Genomic DNA, 19,713 nt, shown 5'->3' with positions numbered 1-19,713 from the left:
CGCGGACCTTCAAGGTCCACCTCCATGATCTCAAGCGGCTTTCCGGCGGCAACGGCTACGGCGGCACGCGTTTTCATTTTTCCCTCTCCCGATTTGGTTGGCCGAAGCGAGCGCCCGGCTTCGTGGCTTGAAACTTATGCGGCGGCTCTGGCGGGCCCGGCCGGAAACACGCCCGACATGACGACAAAGCCCTTGATGCGCTTTACGCGATCGCACCAGCGCCGGATCGCCGGATAATCCTGGCGTGGAATACCCCCCTCTTCCGAGAGCATGATGTAGGGAAAGCAGGCGATGTCGGCGATCGTCGGATGCGCCGCCGAACAGATCCATCCGCGGCCCTCCTGCTCGCCGAACCAGAGATGCTCATCGAGGATGCGGAACAACCGGTGCGCGCCGGCGCGCGCGGCCTCGATGTCGAAATCGTAGAACAGCGCATCGTGCAGGCGGGCGGCCGAGGCCGTCCCTGTGATGCCGTCGGCAAAGGCCAGCCACTGGCTGATCTCGCCGAGCAAGGCCGGATTATCCCTCGGGTACCATGTGCCGGACGGGTCGTATTTCGACGCCAGATAGACAAGGATCGCCTGCGCGTCGCGCAGGATCAGCCCGTCGTCGTCGATTACCGGCAGTTGTCCCAGCGGATTGAGCTTCAGGAACCATTCCGACTTGTGCTCGCGTCCGGGATAGAAGTCGACCGGCACGGTTTTGTGGTCGATGCCGAGGAAGCTCATCAAAAGCCGCAATTTGTAGCAATTGCCGGACAGCTCGTAATCGTAAAGCGTGATCATCGGTAGCTCCTAAGCAATTCCAGGAAAAGTGCGTAGCGGTTTTCCGTTCGGAATTGCGTAAAACAAACAGTTAGATATCCAGCACGAGGCGCGCCGATTTGGCGCGCGAGACACAGGTCATGATCTTCGTTCCAGCCTTGCGCTCGGCGTCGTTGAGATAGACGTCCTGATGATCGGGCTCGCCTTCGATCACGGTCGCGACACAGGTGCCGCAAGCGCCCTGCTCGCAGGACGACGGCACGTCGATGCCGCTTTCGCGCATCACCTGCAGGATCGTCTTGCCGGCCGGCACCTGCAGCGTGACGCAGGAGCGCGCCAGCGCCACCTCGAAGCTCGAACTGTCATCGATCTTGTTGGTGTTCTTGAAATACTCGAAATGCACGGCGCTGTCTGGCCAGCCCTGCTTTGCCGCGATCTTGCGCGCCGCCTCCAGCATCGGGCCTGGGCCGCAGATGTAGAGGTGCATGCCGTTCCGGTAGAGGGCAAGCACGCGGCGAAGCTCGGCGCCGGTCGCGTCCGGCGACAGTCCGAGATGCGGCTTCAATGACTCGCCGAGCAGCTTCAGGCGATCGGCGAAAGCAAGATGTTCTTCGCCCTGCGCGAAATAGTGCAGTTCGTGCGTCAGATCCTGGTTCTTCAGCGCCTGCGCCATGGCCAAAAGCGGTGTGATACCGATGCCGCCAGCGACGAAGATCGTCTTGATGGCATCGCGGCGCAGCGGGAAGTTGTTGCGCGGCTCGGAAATCGCCAGCACGTCGCCCTCCCGCACCGTCTCGTGCATGCATTTTGAGCCACCCTTCGAATCCTTCTCCAGCTTGACGCCGATGGTGAAACTGTCGGTTTCGCCGGGTCCGTTGGTGATCGAATATTGGCGGATTTCGCCATTGGGCATATGGACGTCGATATGCGCGCCGGGCTGGAAGGTGGGCAGGATGCCCTTGATTGGCCGCAGCTCGAAACCGGCAATGCCGTCGGCCGTCTGCCACTTCCTGGCCACGGTGACGCGCAGCGCCGCCTTGCGGCCATGCGCGGTCAATTCCGGCATTTCAGCAAGCTCAGCCGACACCCGTTCGTAAGTCGGCTCGATAGGCGCCGGCGCTGGTACGTTGGCCACATTGCGCTCGACCTCGTCGCGGAGCTTGGACAGCCGTTCGTTGTGGTGGCGCAGGATAGCGATGCGCGCAGACCCTTCAGCCTCATGGTCGAGAACGCCGCGGATGACCGAACGGTTGGAATCGACCGGCTGGACAAAGAACACGCCAAGCGTCTCGGCGCCACTGTCGCGCGAGCGCAGCGCCACGGCAAAATCCTGAGCGGCCTCGACGGCTATTTCGGCGCCATTGCCGCCGATCGCGCCACTCGGTTGGAAGCGATAGGCCTTCAACGCCTTGGTAATCTTGTCGGCCGGCGCGTTGACCGGGATGCCACGCAGGGCCAGCAGTTTGCCCTCGGCAAGGCCTGCGACATCCGGCACCTCGCCCAACGCCTCTTCCGAGGACCAGACCAGGCCATAGCGCTCGACCGCCGGATAGGTGCGGTTGGTGATGGTGCGGGCCGGCGCGTCGGCCGGATGCGCGGGGATATAGGTGCAGCCGGCGGTGCGGTTCGAATAGCGCCAGCCGTGATATTGGCACTTCAGCTCGCGGCCGTCATTGATGCCGATCGACAGCCTCACGCCGCGATGCAGGCAGCGGTTCTCCCAGATGTTGACGTAGCCGTCATCGGCGCGCCAGACGGCGAACTCGCGGCCGAGCAACTGGCCATGGAACACATGGCGGTAAGGCAGATCATGGGCAGCGGCGATCGGATGCCACTGGCTTTTGGCTACTTCCAGCATTCGTCGTCTCCAAAAAATGTCTTGCTCAGGCCGCCGCGGGAATGACCCCGTAGGTCACGCCCTTCTGGCTAAGCCAGCGCCGGTAGGCGATCGCCGATTTGTCGGCGCGGATCGGGGTTTCGGCGCGCGGATCGAGCGGCAGGCGCTTCGGCACCTGGTTCTCCAGGATCGGCTTGTCCTGGCCGAAGATCGTCTGCTGGAAGCGCTTGATGACCTTGTCTTCGCTGTTCTCGTCCAGCACGCAAAGCAGCATGTGGGCGCGCACATGCTCCTGGTCGACCGGCTGCAGGAAGATGGCGATCACATCGCGCCGGCTCTCGTCGACCGGGCTCGATTTATAGAGCACCGAGCAATAGGGATGCGGCACGCGGTAGACATAGTCGACGTCGGCTCCGCCGTCGGACGCTGTCGAAGCCATCGGCTGGAAGAAGCGGCAGCGTGTCGCGAGAATCTCGTCGCGGTCGACCGATATCTCGACATCGTATTCCTTGACCTCGGTGTGCGGCTCGGCGCCGAGAATGTCGGTATGCACATAAGGGAAGTGGCCCATGTCGAGAAAGTTCTCGATGGCGCGCGGCGCCGAGACGTTGACGCCGAAAGTCGCCGCGTTGAGCCGGCGACGGTCCGGCTCGGCATATTCCGGGATTGGGAAGAGCTCAGCCGGAGGCGCGCCCAGCGAGGTCCAGACATAGCCATAGGCGTTTTTCGCCGGCAGCCTCTCCGCAGCTGTAATCTGGTCAGCCCGCTGCATATCGGGCCGCGAGCGCCAGACGATCGGCGAACCATCCGTGCCGACCTCGAAACTGATGCGCTCTTCGAGCAGCACGGTCTGCTGGGCGATACCAGGAACGGCCTCGGCAATCGCGCCAATCGGATGCCAGAGATCGAGGACCACGGGGTCCGTGCATTTCGTCATCGCATTATCCTTCGAATATCGCCGGCCATCTGTCAGATCCGCGCCGGTATGGCGCCGTAGGTGACGGCGCGGTCGCGCAGCCAGCGGCGGTAGGAAACCGAGACGGCATCGGCCCGGATCGGCGTTTCGGCGCGCGGATCGAGCGGCAGGCGCCTCGGCACCTGGTTCTCCAGGATCGGCTTGTCCTGCGCGAAGATCAGTTGCATGAAGCTGCGCACCGTCGCCGCCTCCATGCCTTCCTTGAGGTAGCAGAGATAGGGATGCGCGATGCAGTTCTCTTCATCGACCGGCTGCACGAACAGCGTGATGACGTCGAGACGATGCTTCTGGATCGGATTGCTCTTGTAGAGCGCCACCGTATAGGGCCGGATCACCTTGTAGATGTAGTCGACGACGAAGCCTTCCTTGGCGTTGGGCGATGCCACAGGCTGGTAGAATTTGCACTCGGTCGCCAGTACTTCGTCCTGCGCGGTGATCTCGACATTGTAGGGCGCCACCTCGGTATGCGGCTCCTCGCCCAGCCATCCGGTGTGGACGAAGGGGAAGTGACCCATATCGAGGAAGTTCTCGACGGCGCGCAAGCCGGAAACCTTGACCGCGATGGATCCACCGCTGACGAGGTGTCGGTCCGATTCGTTTGCCTCGGGGATGTAGACGATATCGCGCCAAGGCTTGTCGAGACAGGCCCAGACGAAGCCGTAGCGCTCGGCCGATTTCAGCGCGGCGCCCGTGTCGTCGCGAATGACCTCGACGCTCCCCGAGCGCCTGCGTACCACAAGATCGACGCCAAGCAGGCGTGTTGCAAACGGCTTTTCCTGGGGGAGCGATTCCTGGTCGGCGACGATGTGCCAGTCGTTCAGGAGCTCTCGGTCGACGCAGTGGGTAGCCATCGGCATCCCTTCCAACTCGGCTAGCCCTTCACCATGAACCTAGCCCGGCGTTTCGACAGGACGAAAACACAAGATTGGATATCAATCAACGATTTTTTGTCAGCCAAAACTCATTTTTGTGTTGACAGGTTTCGATGATTGACTTCCGATGTATGAAATTCTGAATCTGGGATATGCCGTGTCCTGGCGGCGCATGTCTTCACTACGGAAAGCCTGCTGATCATGTCCTCGAACTCGCGGAGAACCGCGCCTTGAGCAGCCGTTCCCAGACGATAGCGGATATTCTGACGCGCGCCATCATCGACCATCGGCTGGTGCCTGGTTGCAAGCTGGGCGAGCGCGAGCTTTCCGAGATTTTCGACGTCAGCCGCATCGTCGTGCGCCAGGCGCTGATACGGTTGGCCGATGACGGACTGGCGCAGATCGAGCGCAATCGCGGCGCTTTCGTCGCCAAGCCGAGCATGCAGGAGGCGATGGAGATCTACGACGCGCTGACGCTCGTCGAACAGGGCGTGGCCGCGCAGCTCAGCGATCGCCTCGGCCCTGCCGGATGGGCGGAGCTGCGCCAGCATGTGGAGCGCCAGCGCCAGGCGGTCGCCGCCGGCAACGACGCGCTGGCCGACGTGCTCGGCCAGGAATTCCATTCGGTGTTCGTGCGGCTCAGCCGCAACAAGGTGATGCAGGAAATCCATGCCCAGCTCGTGCGCCGCACCACATTGCTGCGCTCGCTGATCACCGCCGATTTCGACTACTGCAATCTGCTCGACGACCATTCGCGCGTCGTCGACCTTCTCGAAAAGGGCCGGCTGAAACAGGCCATGGACCTGATCGACACCCATCACCGCGCGGTGGTGCGCGGCTACATCATGGATCGCGAGGTCTACGCGGAAATGACGCCGGCCGAGGCGTTGGCGCCCTATCTCGACGGCCGGGCCGACAGCGCGGCTCCGATCGCGCCGCGAGCACCGACACGCCCATCCGGGAATGGCAACGGCACAGCGCATGTGCATGTCCATCTCCCCAAGCAAGATCCGGCACCGAAAAGCCGGGCATCAGCTAAAAAAACCAACAGAGGGTTACCAGCATGAACGACCTGACAAGACGTGGATTCCTGAAATACAGCGGCGCGCTGGGTGCGGCGCTCGGCACCGGCGGACTGAGCACCATCGCCAGGGCCGACGACGTGCTCAAGATCGGCGTCGTCTATGTCTCGCCGATCGCCGAGATCGGCTGGACCAAGCAGCACAGCCTTGGCGTCGAGGCGATCAAGTCCGCGTTCGGCGACAAGGCAAAGCTCACCGTCATCGACAACATCTTCATGCCGCAGGATGCGGAGCGCGTTTTCCGCGAGCTGGCCAGCGCCGGCAATCAGCTCATCTTCGGCACCAGCTTCTCGCACGGCACGCCGATGCAGAAGGTGGCGCCGCGCTTCCCCAAGATCGCGTTCGAGCATTGCTCGGGCATCGTCCACCTCGCCAATCTCGGCACCTTCGAAGCAAAGTATTATGAAGGCACTTTCGTCGCCGGCGCGGCCGGCGGCTATATGTCGAAATCAGGCAAGATCGGTTTCATCGGCGGCTTCCCGATCCCCGACATCGTCGGCCCGGCCAACGCGCTGCTGCTCGGCGCGCAGAGCGTCAATCCGAACGCCACCTGCAACGCCATCTTCCTCAATTCCTGGTTCGATCCGGGCAAGGAGAAGGAGGCTGCCAAGACGCTGCTCTCGCAAGGTTGCGACGTCATCTGCTCGATGACGGATACGGCGACCGGTGTTCAAGTCGCCGGCGAAGGCGGCGCGTGGTCGATCGGCTATGCCAGCGACATGTCGAAATTCGCCTCGGGCAAGCAGTTGACGTCCTTCGTGCTCGACTGGACCAGCGACTATGTCGGCGCCGCCAAGGCTGTCGCGGCCGGCACCTGGAAGCCGGAAGTGCGCTGGGACGGACTGGCCGCCGGCGTGGTCAAGATGGCGCCCTACAATGAAGGCATCCCGGCCGACAGCAAGGCCAAGCTGAAGCAGCTGGAAGCCGATATCGGCAGCGGCAAGGTGCATCCGTATGCCGGCGAACTGAAGGACCAGGACGGCAACGTCAAGGTCGCGGCCGGATCGGTGCTCGACGACGACGGCATTCGCGGCATGAACTGGTTCGTCAAGGGAATGATCGGCAAGCTGAGCTGATCAGCTTCATAGACCCCGCGAACGCCGAGGCTCTTTCCTCGGCGTCGCCCTCCTGGTTCCCGTCCAACCCCGCTGCAAGCCCGGCAGGACCCGCCATGCATCCGCGACTAGAATTGCGCAACATCTCCAAGCGCTATCCCGGCGTCGTCGCCAACGACGACGTCTCATTGACGATTCAGCCCGGCGAAATCCATGCAGTGCTTGGCGAAAACGGCGCCGGCAAATCGACCCTGATGAAGATCATCTATGGTGCGGCGCAAGCCGATTCCGGCGAGATCTATTGCGACGGCAAGCTGATCACCGCGCACAACCCGGCGATGTCGCGCGCGCTCGGCATCGAGATGGTCTACCAGCATTTCGCGCTGTTCGAATCCGTCTCGGTGGTCGAGAACATCGCGCTCTCGGCAAGCAGCGCCTTCGATCTGCCCTCGCTCGCCGAGAATATCCGCGAGCTGTCGTTGCGCTACGGCATGCCCATCGACCCGCATCGCCAGGTGCACGACCTGTCGGTCGGCGAGCGGCAGCGCGTCGAAATCGTGCGCTGCCTCTTGCAGGCGCCGAAGCTCCTGATCTTGGACGAGCCGACTTCGGTGCTGACGCCGCAAGCCGTGGTCAAGCTGTTCGACACCCTTCGGCAGCTTTCGGCCGAGGGCTGTTCCATCGTCTATATCAGCCACAAGCTCGACGAGGTGCAGGAGCTCTGCGATACCGCCACCGTGCTGCGCAACGGCAAGGTCACCGGTACGGCGCGGCCGAAGGAAACCACCTCGCTTGAGCTCGCCCGCATGATGGTCGGCTCGAAACTACCGGAAATGCATGTCAGCCCGGCGGCGCCGAGCGAACGGCCAGTGCTCGAGGTCAGGAACCTTTCGGCGAGCGCCCGCGACCATTTCGGCGTCGACCTGAAGGATGTGTCCTTCAACGTGCATGGCGGCGAGATCGTCGGCCTGGCAGGCGTCTCCGGCAACGGCCAGGCCGAGCTCATCGCGCTGCTCAGCGGCGAGCGCCGGCACGCTCAAGGCGGCGCGATCAAAATCAGCGGCATGCCCGCGGCCGCATTGCGGCCCGACGAGCGCCGCAAGCTCGGCCTCGCCTTCGTTCCGGAAGAGCGGCTCGGGCGCGGCGCGGTGCCCTCGCACACGCTGTGGGAAAACGCTGTACTGACCGCCCATCGCTTCGGCACCGTGCGCAAGGGCCTTGTCGACCGCCGCCGGGCCAGCGCCTTCGCCGCCGGCATCATCGATCGGTTCAAGGTCAAGGCCAACGGGCCGGGTGCGACGGCGCAGAGCCTGTCCGGCGGCAACCTGCAGAAATTCATCGTTGGCCGCGAGATCGCGCTGGCGCCGAAGCTGCTGCTTGTCTCGCAGCCGACCTGGGGCGTCGATGTCGGCGCAAGCGCCTTCATCCGCCAGACCATCGTCGACCTCAGCCGCGCCGGCACAGCGGTGTTCGTCGTTTCGGAAGAGCTCGACGAGCTGTTCGAGATTTGCGATCAGCTGCTGGTGATCTGCCAGGGTCGCGTTTCGCCGCCGCTTGTCCGCGCAAGCACCGACCGCGAAGAGATCGGGCTCTTGATGACTGGACGAACGACCAGCAACGACCAGAAGGGGAGTGGCAGCGTTGCACTTCAGGATTGAACAACGGCCGGAGCCCTCGGCCGCGATGCGCATTGCCGCACCGTTGCTGGCGTCGATCCTGACGCTGATCGTCGGCTCGATCTTCTTTGCCTCGCTCGGGCACGATCCGCTGCCGACGCTCTACGCCTTCTTCGTCGAGCCACTGAGCTCGATGAACGGCCTGTCGGAATGGCTCTTAAAAGCCTCGCCATTGATCCTGATCGCCTGCGGGCTGGCGATCGGCTTCCGCGCCAATGTCTGGAACATCGGCGCCGAGGGGCAGTTCACCTTGGGTGCGGTTGCAGCCAGCGGTGTCGGCCTGTTCTGGCCGAACCCCGAGAGCTTGCTCTTGTTGCCGCTGATGTTTCTGGCCGGCATGGGCGCGGGAATGGCTTGGGCCGCGATCCCCGCCTTCCTGCGCTCACGGATGAACACCAACGAGATCCTGGTCACGCTGATGATGACCTATATCGCAACGCTGTTCCTGTCCTATCTCGTGCACGGACCGTGGCGCGATCCGGCCGGCTTCAACTACCCGCAGACGGCGCTGCTGCCGGCCGCGGCAATGTTTCAATTCTTCGATCCCGCTTACCGGCTGAATTCCTCCATCTTCATCACCGTGGTCGCCGTGCTGTTGATGTGGCTGTTCACCGACCGCAGCTTTCTCGGCTACAAGATGTCGGTGAGCGGCGCAGCCCCCCTGGCGGCCCGCTATGCCGGCTTTCGCGAATCCGCCGCCGTCTGGATCGGGTTGCTGGCGGGCGGCGCCGCGGCCGGCGTCGCCGGCATGGCGGAAGCCGCCGGGCCGCTCGGACAGCTCTCGCCGCAGATTTCTCCCGGCTACGGATTTGCCGCCATCATCGTCGCCTTCATTGGACGGCTGAACGCCTTCGGCATCGTGCTCGGTGGGCTATTGATGTCGCTGCTCTTCCTCGGCGGCGAAGGCGTTCAGATGACACTTGGCCTGCCCTCGGCGCTGACGCGCATCTTCCAGGGCATCCTGCTGTTCTTCCTGCTCGCGGCCGACTTCTTCATCTTCTATCGCATCCGCCTGGTGCGGCCGGCCACAGACACCCATGCGATAAAAGCGGCGCGGTAGCGGGAGACATCGGATGGAACTCTTTATCGCCATCTTCACAGGCACCGTCATCGCCGCCACGCCGCTGATCTTTGCAGCGCTTGGCGAGCTCGTGGTCGAGAAATCCGGCGTGCTCAATCTCGGCATCGAAGGCATGATGCTGATGGGCGCGGCGCTTGCTTTCTGGGCAGTGACCGCCGGCTGCTCGATGCCTGTCGCGATCATCGCCGGCGCGCTGGCTGGTGCCGCCGCCTCGCTGTTGTTCGGCGTGCTTGCCCTGACTTTCCTCACCAACCAATACGCGGCCGGCTTGGCGTTGGCGATCTTCGGGTCTGGCGTGTCGGCATTCATCGGTCGCGGCTTCGGCAGCGATCCGATCGAAGCGCTGCACGGGGTCAACATCCCGATCCTGTCCGACCTGCCGCTGATCGGACCCTTGCTCTTCCGCTTCGACCCGCTCGTCTATCTGGCACTCGCAATGTTCGTCGTTATCAGCTGGTTCCTCTATCGCACGAAGGCGGGCCTCATCCTGCGCACGATCGGGGAATCGCCGCAGACCTCGCATGCCATCGGCCATCCCGTAATCCGGATCCGCTACATGGCGGTGCTGTTCGGCGGGCTGATGGCGGGCCTTGCAGGCGCCTATCTGTCGGTCGCCTACACGCCGCTCTGGGTCGAGAACATGACCGCCGGCAAGGGCTGGATCGCGCTGGCGCTGGTGGTGTTCGCGACATGGCGGCCGCTGCGCGTCCTGCTCGGCGCCTGGCTGTTCGGCGGCATGACGATCCTGCAACTCCAAGGACAGGCGCTGGGCCTTCAGGTGCCATCCGAACTGCTGTCGGCCCTGCCCTATCTGGCAACGATCGTGGTCCTGGTGCTGATCTCACGAAACCGCCAGATGCTGGCGCTGCATTTTCCAGCCTCGCTGGCAAAACCGTTTCGCCCGGCGGGTTGACTTGATCGAACCGCGTCGCGGTCTTGCCCCGACACCGGACGCGCTTCGATCAGCTCCTATGGACAGTCCACCACCGCGCAGCGGGAGCCGGTCGCAAAGCGAGAGCGGAAAGTGAAGCAGGATCGGGAGCATGGCAGGACTTCGGCTCGGGTACTTTGCTTCAGCCGGGACGAGTTTCGGTGACGGCGCGCGGCGGCATGCGCGGCAGCGGCATGCGCCGGATGAAAGGCGCGACCAGCGGTGCGTTTGCCTGGTGAAACGACGCCACCGGCCGCGGGCGGCAACCATGACCAGGATCGACGCGACCTAGGGGAACGCCAGCAAGCTGGTTGGAACGGCCGCGCTGACGGCGATGCGCATTCGCCCCGGAGAACTCACCGGTTCTGGTGAAGAATGGTTTCGGCGGAGATGAAACCCCAGGTCAAATTGGGGCCAAGCGTCGTGCCGGCTCCAACCGCGCGCGTGCCGATCGGGTTCGCCATGGCAAGCCCGGCTGCGTAGAGTCCGGGGATGATCGAGCCGTCCGGCCTCAGCACCTGTGCCCTCTCGTTGGTGCGCGCGCCGCCCTTGGTGCCCAGGATCGAGCGATTGACCGTCATGCCGATATAGGGAGGCTTGTCGATCGGCTTCAGGCGGTTTTCAGGACCGTGCGCCTTGTAGTCTTCCCAGCCGTTCTCGCCGCGCCTGAAGTCCTCATCGCGTCCCTTCACGCAAAAGCTGTTCCAGCGGGCGACCGTCTCTTCGAGAGCCGATACCGGTAATCCCAGCTTTGCCGCGAGGCCGCCGATCGTGTCTGACTTCTTGATCCACTGCCGCTCGTAGGACGCGTACCAGCGGAAGGGCAGAGACGTCCTCAGGAAGCGATGATCGCCTATCAGGTAACAGGGCAAGTTTACCGGCGCGCCGTCCGGCCCGCGCGCGTCGATCGCCTCGCCGATGTTGAAATCGTTCTCGCTGACAAAGCGTCTGCCATCGCGGTTGACGACGATCGAATGCGGTTCGGCCTGAAAGGTCATGGGCAGGCCATGCGGCTTACCCTGGTAGAGCGTCGGCAGGCAGGGATAGACGTTCGCCTGGTCCATGCGATCCAGCTCCGCGCCGACGGAAGCGGCAAGCTTCTGGCCGTCGCCCTCATTGGTGGGAGGACTGCCGATACGATCCAGGGCGCCGGGAAAATGCCGCGCCCGCATCTCCGCATCCCATTCGAATCCTCCCGTCGCTATGATCACGCCGCGCTGGGCAAGAAGTTTCGTCCGCCGGCCCTCGCGCTCCACCTCGGCGCCGATCACGCGAGAGTCCGTGTCCTGGATCAGACCCACAGCGCGAGTTTCCAGCCAATAGGTGACACCTGCATCGAGGCACCCCCTGATCAGCCCGGTCATGAGGGCCGTACCCTGCCCGCCGGAATTCGTCAGCCGCCGCCAAAGCAGCTTCGGCCAGAGCCTGAGGCCGGCGCGAATGGGGTGGTGATAGAGATCGGTATCGACGATCTCCTGGTAGCTGAAGCTGTGCGGCAGGGTGGAACGGCGCAGCCGCGCCGCGAACTTGCCCAGCATGCGGCGGCTGAGCGGCAGCGGCGAAACCATCCGGCCGAAAAGCTTGCCGCCAGGCGCTTCGGCGAAGGGGTCCGGCTCGTTGACCAGTCGGAAATCCAGAGGCGTGCTGTCAGAAAGGAAACGCAGCATATCGGGAGCCGCCCTGACGAAGGCGCTCCAAAGCGCATCTTCCTTCAGCGCCCAATCCTGGGGAGACACGGCGCGCAAATAGGTCAGCGCATCGTCCCGGCTGTCGGCGACGCCGGCATCCGCGGCCAGGTGATTGGCGGGTATCCAGACCCCCGCGCCGGACATGGCCGAGGTGCCACCCAGCCATTCGCTCTTTTCGATCACCAGCACTTTGAGGCCCCCCTTGGCCACCCTCAATGCCGCCGAGCAGGCCGCCGAACCGGAACCGATAACCAGAACATCGAATTCGCCCATTGGTGTTCCCCAGACTGTCATCGCGGCGTCACTATAGGTGCGGGAAATTAAATCTGTCTACTATTGTGTCGACACTTTTTGCGTTATACGTTCCGTCGGGTGAGCGGCATGCACCCGCACGATAATCTCAAGCGCTTTTCGAGAGGCAGAGCCATGGATGACACCCACCTTCCGCCAGCTCCATCCGGCATTCATATCTCCGGGTCCGAAACGCGCGAAAGCTACTGGCAGCCGGTGCCGGCGAACGGCCATATCGACGTGGCGCTCGCGCCTCATATCGTCGGCATGGAACACCCGTTCGCGCTTGGCACGCAATCGGTGGCGCCTGGCGGCTATGTGCGCGAGCACACGCATGAGCGCAATGAGGAAGCGATCTATGTGATCGAAGGCCGCGGCCGCGCCGTCGTCGACGGCAAGGAGCATCCTCTAGGTCCCGACAGCGTGGTGTTCCTGCCGAAGAATGTCAGGCACATGTTCATCAACGATGGCGAAACGCAGCTTCGCTGGCTCTGGCTGATCGTGCCCAACGGGCTCGAAGACTTCTTCCGCCTCATCGGCAAGCCGCGCAAGCCGGGCGACCGCGTGCCCTCCAACTTCCCACGCCCGGAAAACGTGCTGGAGATCGAGCGCAGGACCGTCTTCGGCGCCGATCTCACCGACAAGTTCGATCCCGTGAGCCGCGGCTCCTGAAGACGCCGGATGACGACGCTCGGCCTCATCGGCTACGGCGCGATCGCGCGTGACATCGTCTCGGCCTTTCCGCCGGACGCGGTCGATTGGCTGGTGTTGCTGCGCGAAGGCGCCAGCCCCGAACTGCCGGCGAATGTCAGCGCGGTCACCAGGGTCGAGCGGCTGATCGAGGCAAAGCCGAGGGCTGTGGTCGAGGCAGCGGGCCAGGGGGCAGTGGCGACCTACATACCTGCCTTGCTCGAAGCCGGAATACCAACCGTCGTGGCATCGGTCGGCGCGCTTGCCGATGCCACGCTTCACGCCCGGATCGCCGCCGCCGGCCGCAGCGGCGGCGCGCGCCTTATCCTGCCGGCGGGAGCGCTGGGCGGCCTCGATTATCTGCGCGCCATAGCGGTCCTTCCCAACGCGCGGGTGCGTTATACCTCGCGCAAGCCACCGGCGGCCTGGGAAGCCGAGCTCGCCGCGCTTGGTCTATCGGCCGAGCGCGATGCCGTGACGCTCTTCGAGGGCACCCCCGCCGAAGCGGCATCCGCCTACCCGAAGAACCTCAACGCGGCTTTCGCCGTGGCGCTGGCCGTGGACGACGAACGAGTCACCGTGCGGGTGATCGCCGACCCGAAGGCGACCGGCAACAGCCATGAAATCGAGGCCGAGAGTGCCGCCGGCACCGCCTTCTTCAGCATGGTCAACGCGCCCTCACCCGTCAATCCGAAGACTTCGGCACTGACCGCGCTGAGTCTCGTCGCCGCTCTGCGCGATCTGCTCGACATCGACCCGCCCGAAACGGGAGGCCGCCGCTGATGGCCTTCTTCGTCGCCGCCGATGGCTGCCGCATCCACTACGAAACGTTCGGAGCGAAGGGGCCGCGCCTCGTCCTCATCCCGGGACTCGGCGGCGACGGACGATTCTGGCCCGGCGTCGTGCGCCTGCTTGAGGCCGACTACCGCCTCATAGTCACCGATCATCGCGGCGCGGGCCGCAGCGACCGCCCGGACGGCCCCTACTCCGTTCCGCTCATTGCCGGCGATGTCGCGGGCCTGCTGGCGCAGACGGGCGGGCCGGCGCATGTCGTGGGGCATTCCACGGGCGGCGCCGTCGCGCAGATGCTTGCCCTCGACCATGCCGACCTCGGGCTGAGCTACACGATCAGCAGTTCCTGGGCGAGAGCAGACGCCCGCTTCCGCACGCTCTTCACCGCCCGCGCCGAACTGCTCGAAGCCGGCATGGCCGAGACCTACCAGCGCCTTACCCATGTTCTGTGCCACGAGGCTTCCTATCTCGCCACGCATGCCGCCCAGCTCGAGGCCGCGGTTGCCACCGCCTCACGGATCCTTGCTCCGCTGCACGTCGCCGCGGCGCGCCTGCGCATGCTGCTCGACCACGATTGCCTCGATGATCTCCCGGGGATTGCCGCTCCGGTGCAGGTGCTCGCCGCCACGGGCGACGTGCTGACCCCGCCCGCACTGACACAAGCCATTGCCGCCGCGATACCGGGCGCCCGATACGCATCCGTCGACGGCGCGCATTTCCATCCCCTCGCCAGGCCGGAAGGCATTGCCGCCGTCATCCGCCGTTTCATCACCGAAGCCGAGCAGCAGGTATCATGACCGCCGACATCGTCCCCGTCCTAACCGATCCGCGTCTCAAGCCGGGCCCAGACCTGCTCGCCGAGGGCCGAACGATGGCGCGCGACTGGCGACTCGGGAGCTGCAATTTCCTCATCGAAACGGGAATGCCGTCCGAAGCCGCGTGGAAACGCAAGGCGGCAGCGGAAGGGCGCGTCATGCAGCATGCTCACATCGGTTTCCGCAGCGTCGACCGCACCATCGCGGCGATCGGCGAAGTGCATGAGCAATGCCGCAAGGCAGGTGTCAGGGTCGATCGTTTCGGCATCACGCTGGACTGGTCGATGGGTTATCCGCAGGCCATGCGCGCCAAGGCCGCGCGCGGCACAGGCATCGTGCTGACCGGTCCGGAGGATTTCGCGCGCATCACCAATGCCGCTTCCGCGGCCGCGCATTTCGGAGACTTCATGCTCGGCCTGCCGGGCGCCGTCGAAAACACGCGTGCCGCGATCGCGGCCGGAGCGACGGCCATCGGCAATCTCGGGCAGTATTTTACCTTCCGCCTGCCCTACTGGGACGACGACGTGGCGACAACCGAGGCGACCGTCACCGCGCTCGGGCTGATCGCGGCGCAGGATGCGGAGATCCTGGTCCATTCGAATCTCGACGACGGATTCGCCGGGCTTTTCATCGACATGGCCTGCGCGCTCGGCATGGTGCTGTTGGAGAAGCACATCGTCGAGACGCTGATCGGCGCGCACCTTGCTCATTGCTACGGCCATCACTTCAGCGACCCGCTTTCGCGCACCGCCTTCCACGCGGCACTCGTGCGGGTCACCGACACGCCGGGCACGATGATCTTCGGCAACACCGTCTCCTACCAGTCGACCCCTGCAGGCAATTACGCCAGCCTAGCGAGCTACCTGATGGCCGACATACTCGCCATGGGGCGCTGGCCTTCGGGCCATGCGATCAATCCCGTGCCGGTGACGGAGAACCAGCGCATTCCCGACGTCGACGAGATCATCGACGCGCAGACATTCGCCCACAGGCTGACGCTGCACGCGCCTTTCTACGACCCGGTCTTCGACTGGTCCAAGACCGAGGCGATGGCCGACGTGCTCGTCGAAGGCGGGCGACGCTTTGCCGATGCCGCCCTCGCCGGACTCGCCGAACGAGGGATTGATGTGGACGACCCTGCCGCGCTGATGCTGGCCATCCGCCGCATCGGTCCGAAACGCCTGGAAGCGCTTTTCGGCCCAGGTGCGACGGGTCCGCGCGGGCGTGTGCCGCTGATCCACGCCGAATGGGCGCGAGAGCTCAACCACAAGGCGGTAACCTGGGTGGCGGCTCAGAAGCGGATGGAGGCGGCAAGAAATCTCACTATCTGCATCGGCACCACGGATGTTCACGAGCACGGCAAATATCTCGTCGAACAGGCGCTCGAAGGTCTCGGTGTCGCCATCGTCGACGCCGGCGTCGCCGTCGACCCGGAAGCGCTCGTCGCCCATGCCGCCGAAACCGGCGCGGACGCCATTGCGGTCAGCACCTACAATGGCGTCGCGCTGCGCTACGCGCAGGCTGTGAAGGCCGCGATGGCGGCGCGCGGACTTTCCTTGCCCGTGCTGATCGGCGGACGGCTGAACGAGGTGCCGAAGGATTCGAATTCAGGCCTGCCGGTCGACGTGACCAAAGATATTGCCGACCTCGGCTGCCTCCCTTGCGCCGACCTCGACGAGATGCTCTCCGCCCTTCGTTCCATCGCGCCGGTCGCCTGAGTCCTCTCCTTTTTCGAACTTGTTTCGCCACATCCTGCAGAAGCACTTGCAAAGTGTCGACACTTTTGTATTTAATTTCGGCGCGCAACTGGGGATAGCCCGTGAAGAACACTCCGTCCGTCGAACAGCATTTGGATATCTATCGTCGGATGCTGCTGGTACGGCACCTCGAGGAGAGGCTGGGCGCGCTTCATAAGGAAGGCCGCACGCGTGGCCCTATCCATCGGTGCGACGGCCAGGAGGCTGTGGGCGTTGCGGCCACGGCTGCCCTGGAAGCCGGCGACAAGGTTGCCACCACCCATCGCGGCCATGCCGTCTATATCGGCAAAGGCATGGCCATGCGCCCAGTCGTAGCCGAGATATTCGGCAGGGCGACGGGCGCCTGCGGCGGACGTGCCGGACATATGCTGGTGGCCGATGCCGAAAAGGGCGTGATCGGCGGCAACGCGATCGTCGGAGCCGGTATCCCCGCTGCTGCCGGCATGGCGCTGTCGATGCAGATCCTCGGCACGGGCAATGTCGCCATGTGCGTCTTCGGCGACGGCGCCGCCCAGACGGGCATCTGCCATGAGGCGATGAACATGGCCGGGCTGTGGAAGTTGCCGGTCGTGTTCGTGCTCGAGCACAACCAGTTCGGCCTGACCGTTCCTTCCGATGTCCAGTCGCCGGTCGCGGATCTGTCGATCCGCGCTGCCGGCTACGCGATGCCGGCCGAAATCGTCGACGGCAACGACGCGGTCGCCGTCTACCGCGCCGTGGCGGCGATGGCGGAGAGGGCGAGGCGTGGCGAAGGTCCCGGCATGGTCGAATGCAAGACCTATCGCGTCGAAGGTTTCTCGACATCCGATATGGGCGGCTACCAGAAGCCCGAGGATATCGCTGCCTGGAAAGCGCGCGACCCGCTGATCATCTCCCGCAAGGCTTTGCTAGGCGATGTCGGCGAGGCACGGCTCGCCGACATCGAGGCCGCGGCCAAGGCCGAGACGGACGAGGCGTTCGAGATCGCCCTTTCCGACCCGATGCCCCAGTTCCTGGTCGACGAAGCCTGCAATCCTTACAGCGAGGCGCGCTGACATGGCGATGATGCGATACGCCGAGGCCCTCAACGCGGCGCTGCGCGAGGAGATGCAGGCCGATCCTTCCGTTTTCCTGTTCGGTGAGGACATCGGCCGCTACGGCGGCGTGTTCAAGGTGACGAAAGGGCTGATGGAGGAATTCGGTGAAAAGCGGGTGCGCGACACGCCGATCTCGGAACAAGCGCTGACCGCGATGGCGGTGACCGCAGCCATGACCGGCACCCGGCCAGTGCTGGAAATCATGTATGCCGACTTCATACCGCTGTCGCTCGATGCTTTGGTCAATCAGGCATCGATCTACAACTATATCTGGAATGGCCAGGTGAAGATGCCATTCGTCGTGCGCACCCAGGGCGGCGGCGGCGCCGGCGCGGGCGCGCAACATTCCAAGGCGCTGGATTCCATGCTGGCTCAGATACCGGGCATCAAAGTGGTCGCGCCGTCGACGCCGGCCGATGCCAAAGGCATGCTGAAGGCCGCCATCCGCGACAGTCAGCCGGTCATCTTCCTCGAGCACAAGCTGCTCTACAACATTCGCGGCGAGGTTCCGGAAGGCGACGTGATCGTGCAGCTTGGCAAGGCGGCAACCGTGCGCGAGGGCAGCGACATCTCGATCTTCGCCACTTCCAAAATGGTGGTTGAAGCGACAAAGGCGGCCGACCTGCTGGCCGCGGACGGCGTTTCGGCGGAAATCGTCGATCTCCGGTCGCTGCGCCCCCTTGACGTCGACGCCATCGTCGCCTCGATCGCGAAGACGCACCACGCGGTGGTGGTCAACGAGGGCTGGCGCTTCTGCGGCTACGCCGCCGAGCTTTCGGCAACGATCATGGACCATGTCTTCGACGAACTCGATGCTCCGGTCGCGCGCGTGACGCTGCCGGACATGCCGATCCCCTATTCCGAGCCTCTCGAAACGGCGATGCTGCCGAGCGCCGAGAAGATCCGCGCTGCCGCGCTGAAAACCTTGAAGTGACGGAGGCGGCAGATGGCAACCCATCCGATCAGCATCGACAGCGCCGGCGGCGAGTATATGGAAGCCGTGCTAGTGATTGCCTGGGCGGCCAAATCCGGTGACCGGATCAAGGCTGGCGATCTGATCGTCACCGTCGAGACGGCCAAGGCGGCGACCGAAATCGAGGCCGACCGTGATGGCTGGCTAGCCGATATCTATTTCACCGAGGGGCGGGAGGCGCCGGTGGGCGCCGTGCTCGGCACCATCTCGGACGAAAAACCGATGGCGGGCCAAGCGGCTCCAGCAGCAACCACCGATCCCCTCTCCGTGGCCGACGCCCCTCCCCCCGCCCGCCAGGCTGGCACCCGTGTGATCGCAAGCCCGCTTGCCCGCCGGCTTGCGGCGGCCGCGGGGCTGGACCTGTCGACCGTCCCGGGGACCGGTCCAAGGGGACGCATCAAGAAGCGCGACATTGACGCCGCACTCGCCGGGCGTTCGGATCGGTCCGGCGGCATCCAGGCGGAGCCGGCCGCGTCCCCGGCATCGCCCGCCGCCACGCCGGCGACAGCGCGGCAAACGGCGCCGGCAGTCCTCATCCACGGCTTCGGAGCGGACCGGTCCGTTTGGCGGCAGGTCGTGCCTTTGCTCGAACCAGGTGTTGCGACGATCAGCCTCGACCTGCCCGGCCATGGCGCGGAGGCCGCGCGGCCGGCAAGGAGCATCGAGGAGATCGCCTTCGACCTTTCCGACCGGCTGGAGGCCATGGGCGTCGGGGACGCCCATCTCGTCGGCCATTCCCTGGGCGGGGCGGCCGTTCTTGCGCTTACGCGGCTCGGCCGTCTCACCGTACGCTCCGTGACCCTTCTCGCCCCGGGCGGTCTCGGCCCCGAGATCAATGCCGGCTTCATCGCCGGGCTTGCGCGCTCGACCACCGTCCAGGCGCTCGAGCGCTGGCTGGCGTTCATGGTGGGCGATCCTCGGGCCCTGCCGGCCGGCTACGCGCAAGCGGCGCTGAGGCAGATGGAAAAAAACGGCAATAGGGATGCGCTGGCCTCAATGGCCGAAGCGCTGTTCCCAGATGGAACGCAGGGCTTCGACCTGACGACCGCTCTCGCCGAACTTGGCGTGCCGACACGGCTCGTGTGGGGCAAGCTCGACCGCGTGGCGCCCGCCGCCCATGCCGCGCGCGCGCCCGGCTTCGCCGCCGTTCACCTGCTCGAAGGCGTTGGCCACGTACCGCAGATCGAGGCGCCGGCACTAACGGCCAGGCTTATCGCGGAGACGGTGCGAAGTTGCGGTTGAGACGACCCGTGCGTGCCGCGCCGGCGAAGCCGAGCCGGACAAGACTTCTCCGGCGTCGACGAAGCCGGAACAGGAACCAGAAGGAGTGACCGAGATGATCTTCGACCACCGCACC

Annotated in this window: 17 protein-coding genes; 12 read left to right on the top strand and 5 right to left on the bottom strand. The window is 64.7% G+C overall.

Going from position 1 to position 19,713, the window contains the following annotated elements; genetic code table 11:
- Positions 1-134 precede the first annotated feature (134 nt).
- The 4 genes from FJ471_RS29495 to FJ471_RS29480 all read right to left on the bottom strand — a co-directional run bounded on the left by FJ471_RS29495 (position 135) and on the right by FJ471_RS29480 (position 4,428).
- A complete protein-coding gene (locus FJ471_RS29495; RefSeq protein WP_140808595.1) occupies positions 135-785 on the bottom strand; it encodes a glutathione S-transferase in 651 nt (216 codons plus the stop codon).
- A 70-nt stretch (positions 786-855) separates the two neighbouring features.
- Positions 856-2,622, bottom strand: a complete 1,767-nt coding sequence (locus FJ471_RS29490; protein ID WP_140808593.1) for a Rieske 2Fe-2S domain-containing protein — start codon at positions 2,620-2,622, stop codon at positions 856-858.
- A 25-nt stretch (positions 2,623-2,647) separates the two neighbouring features.
- On the bottom strand, positions 2,648-3,538 hold the full coding sequence (locus FJ471_RS29485; RefSeq protein ID WP_140808591.1) for an aromatic ring-hydroxylating dioxygenase subunit alpha: 891 nt from the start codon (positions 3,536-3,538) through the stop codon (positions 2,648-2,650).
- A gap of 32 nt (positions 3,539-3,570) precedes the next feature.
- Positions 3,571-4,428 carry an aromatic ring-hydroxylating dioxygenase subunit alpha gene (locus tag FJ471_RS29480; protein WP_140808589.1) on the bottom strand — a complete coding sequence of 286 codons (858 nt, stop codon included), beginning with the start codon at positions 4,426-4,428 and terminating at the stop codon, positions 3,571-3,573.
- Positions 4,429-4,679: 251 nt separating this feature from the next.
- On the opposite strand from FJ471_RS29480, the gene FJ471_RS29475 reads away from it, so the two are divergent.
- The 5 genes from FJ471_RS29475 (at position 4,680) to FJ471_RS29455 (ending at position 10,256) form a co-directional block, all read left to right on the top strand.
- A complete protein-coding gene (locus FJ471_RS29475; protein ID WP_140808587.1) occupies positions 4,680-5,516 on the top strand; it encodes a GntR family transcriptional regulator in 837 nt (278 codons plus the stop codon).
- Positions 5,513-6,607 carry a BMP family ABC transporter substrate-binding protein gene (locus FJ471_RS29470; RefSeq protein WP_140808585.1) on the top strand — a complete coding sequence of 365 codons (1,095 nt, stop codon included), beginning with the start codon at positions 5,513-5,515 and terminating at the stop codon, positions 6,605-6,607. Before FJ471_RS29475 ends, FJ471_RS29470 begins: the two co-directional genes overlap by 4 nt.
- A 95-nt stretch (positions 6,608-6,702) precedes the next feature.
- On the top strand, positions 6,703-8,244 hold the full coding sequence (locus FJ471_RS29465) for an ABC transporter ATP-binding protein (RefSeq protein ID WP_140808583.1): 1,542 nt from the start codon (positions 6,703-6,705) through the stop codon (positions 8,242-8,244).
- On the top strand, positions 8,228-9,322 hold the full coding sequence (locus tag FJ471_RS29460; RefSeq protein WP_140808580.1) for an ABC transporter permease: 1,095 nt from the start codon (positions 8,228-8,230) through the stop codon (positions 9,320-9,322). Before FJ471_RS29465 ends, FJ471_RS29460 begins: the two co-directional genes overlap by 17 nt.
- 13 nt (positions 9,323-9,335) lie before the next feature.
- The gene (locus tag FJ471_RS29455) at positions 9,336-10,256 is read left to right on the top strand and encodes an ABC transporter permease (RefSeq protein ID WP_140808578.1); all 921 of its coding nucleotides are present in this window, start codon (positions 9,336-9,338) and stop codon (positions 10,254-10,256) included.
- Between the two features lie 374 nt (positions 10,257-10,630).
- On the opposite strand, the gene FJ471_RS29450 is transcribed toward FJ471_RS29455, so the two are convergent.
- Complete coding sequence (locus tag FJ471_RS29450; protein ID WP_210242061.1) at positions 10,631-12,235, bottom strand: FAD-dependent oxidoreductase; 1,605 nt, start codon at positions 12,233-12,235, stop codon at positions 10,631-10,633.
- A 153-nt stretch (positions 12,236-12,388) separates the two neighbouring features.
- Between FJ471_RS29450 and FJ471_RS29445 the strand changes: the two genes are divergently transcribed.
- The 7 genes from FJ471_RS29445 to FJ471_RS29415 all read left to right on the top strand — a co-directional run bounded on the left by FJ471_RS29445 (position 12,389) and on the right by FJ471_RS29415 (position 19,598).
- Positions 12,389-12,925, top strand: coding sequence for a cupin domain-containing protein (locus FJ471_RS29445; protein ID WP_140808574.1), 537 nt, complete (start codon positions 12,389-12,391; stop codon positions 12,923-12,925).
- A gap of 9 nt (positions 12,926-12,934) precedes the next feature.
- Positions 12,935-13,726: an aspartate dehydrogenase gene (locus tag FJ471_RS29440; RefSeq protein WP_140808572.1), complete on the top strand. Its 792-nt coding sequence runs from the start codon at positions 12,935-12,937 to the stop codon at positions 13,724-13,726.
- Positions 13,726-14,532: an alpha/beta fold hydrolase gene (locus FJ471_RS29435; RefSeq protein WP_140808570.1), complete on the top strand. Its 807-nt coding sequence runs from the start codon at positions 13,726-13,728 to the stop codon at positions 14,530-14,532. The genes FJ471_RS29440 and FJ471_RS29435 overlap by 1 nt, the downstream gene beginning before the upstream one ends.
- Entirely contained in the window at positions 14,529-16,268 is a 1,740-nt protein-coding gene (locus FJ471_RS29430) for a cobalamin-dependent protein (protein WP_140808568.1), read from the top strand. The genes FJ471_RS29435 and FJ471_RS29430 overlap by 4 nt, the downstream gene beginning before the upstream one ends.
- Positions 16,269-16,369: 101 nt before the next feature.
- The gene (locus FJ471_RS29425; RefSeq protein ID WP_140808566.1) at positions 16,370-17,341 is read left to right on the top strand and encodes a thiamine pyrophosphate-dependent dehydrogenase E1 component subunit alpha; all 972 of its coding nucleotides are present in this window, start codon (positions 16,370-16,372) and stop codon (positions 17,339-17,341) included.
- A 1-nt stretch (position 17,342) separates the two neighbouring features.
- Positions 17,343-18,317 (top strand): alpha-ketoacid dehydrogenase subunit beta, encoded by a 975-nt coding sequence (locus FJ471_RS29420; protein ID WP_140808564.1) that lies wholly within the window; start codon positions 17,343-17,345, stop codon positions 18,315-18,317.
- A gap of 12 nt (positions 18,318-18,329) precedes the next feature.
- Positions 18,330-19,598: an alpha/beta fold hydrolase gene (locus tag FJ471_RS29415; RefSeq protein ID WP_140808561.1), complete on the top strand. Its 1,269-nt coding sequence runs from the start codon at positions 18,330-18,332 to the stop codon at positions 19,596-19,598.
- The last annotated feature ends 115 nt before the right edge of the window (positions 19,599-19,713 follow it).

Source organism: Mesorhizobium sp. B2-7-1 (assembly GCF_006440735.1).
GTDB lineage: Bacteria > Pseudomonadota > Alphaproteobacteria > Rhizobiales > Rhizobiaceae > Mesorhizobium.
This window is presented reverse-complemented; position numbering and strand designations above follow the sequence as displayed.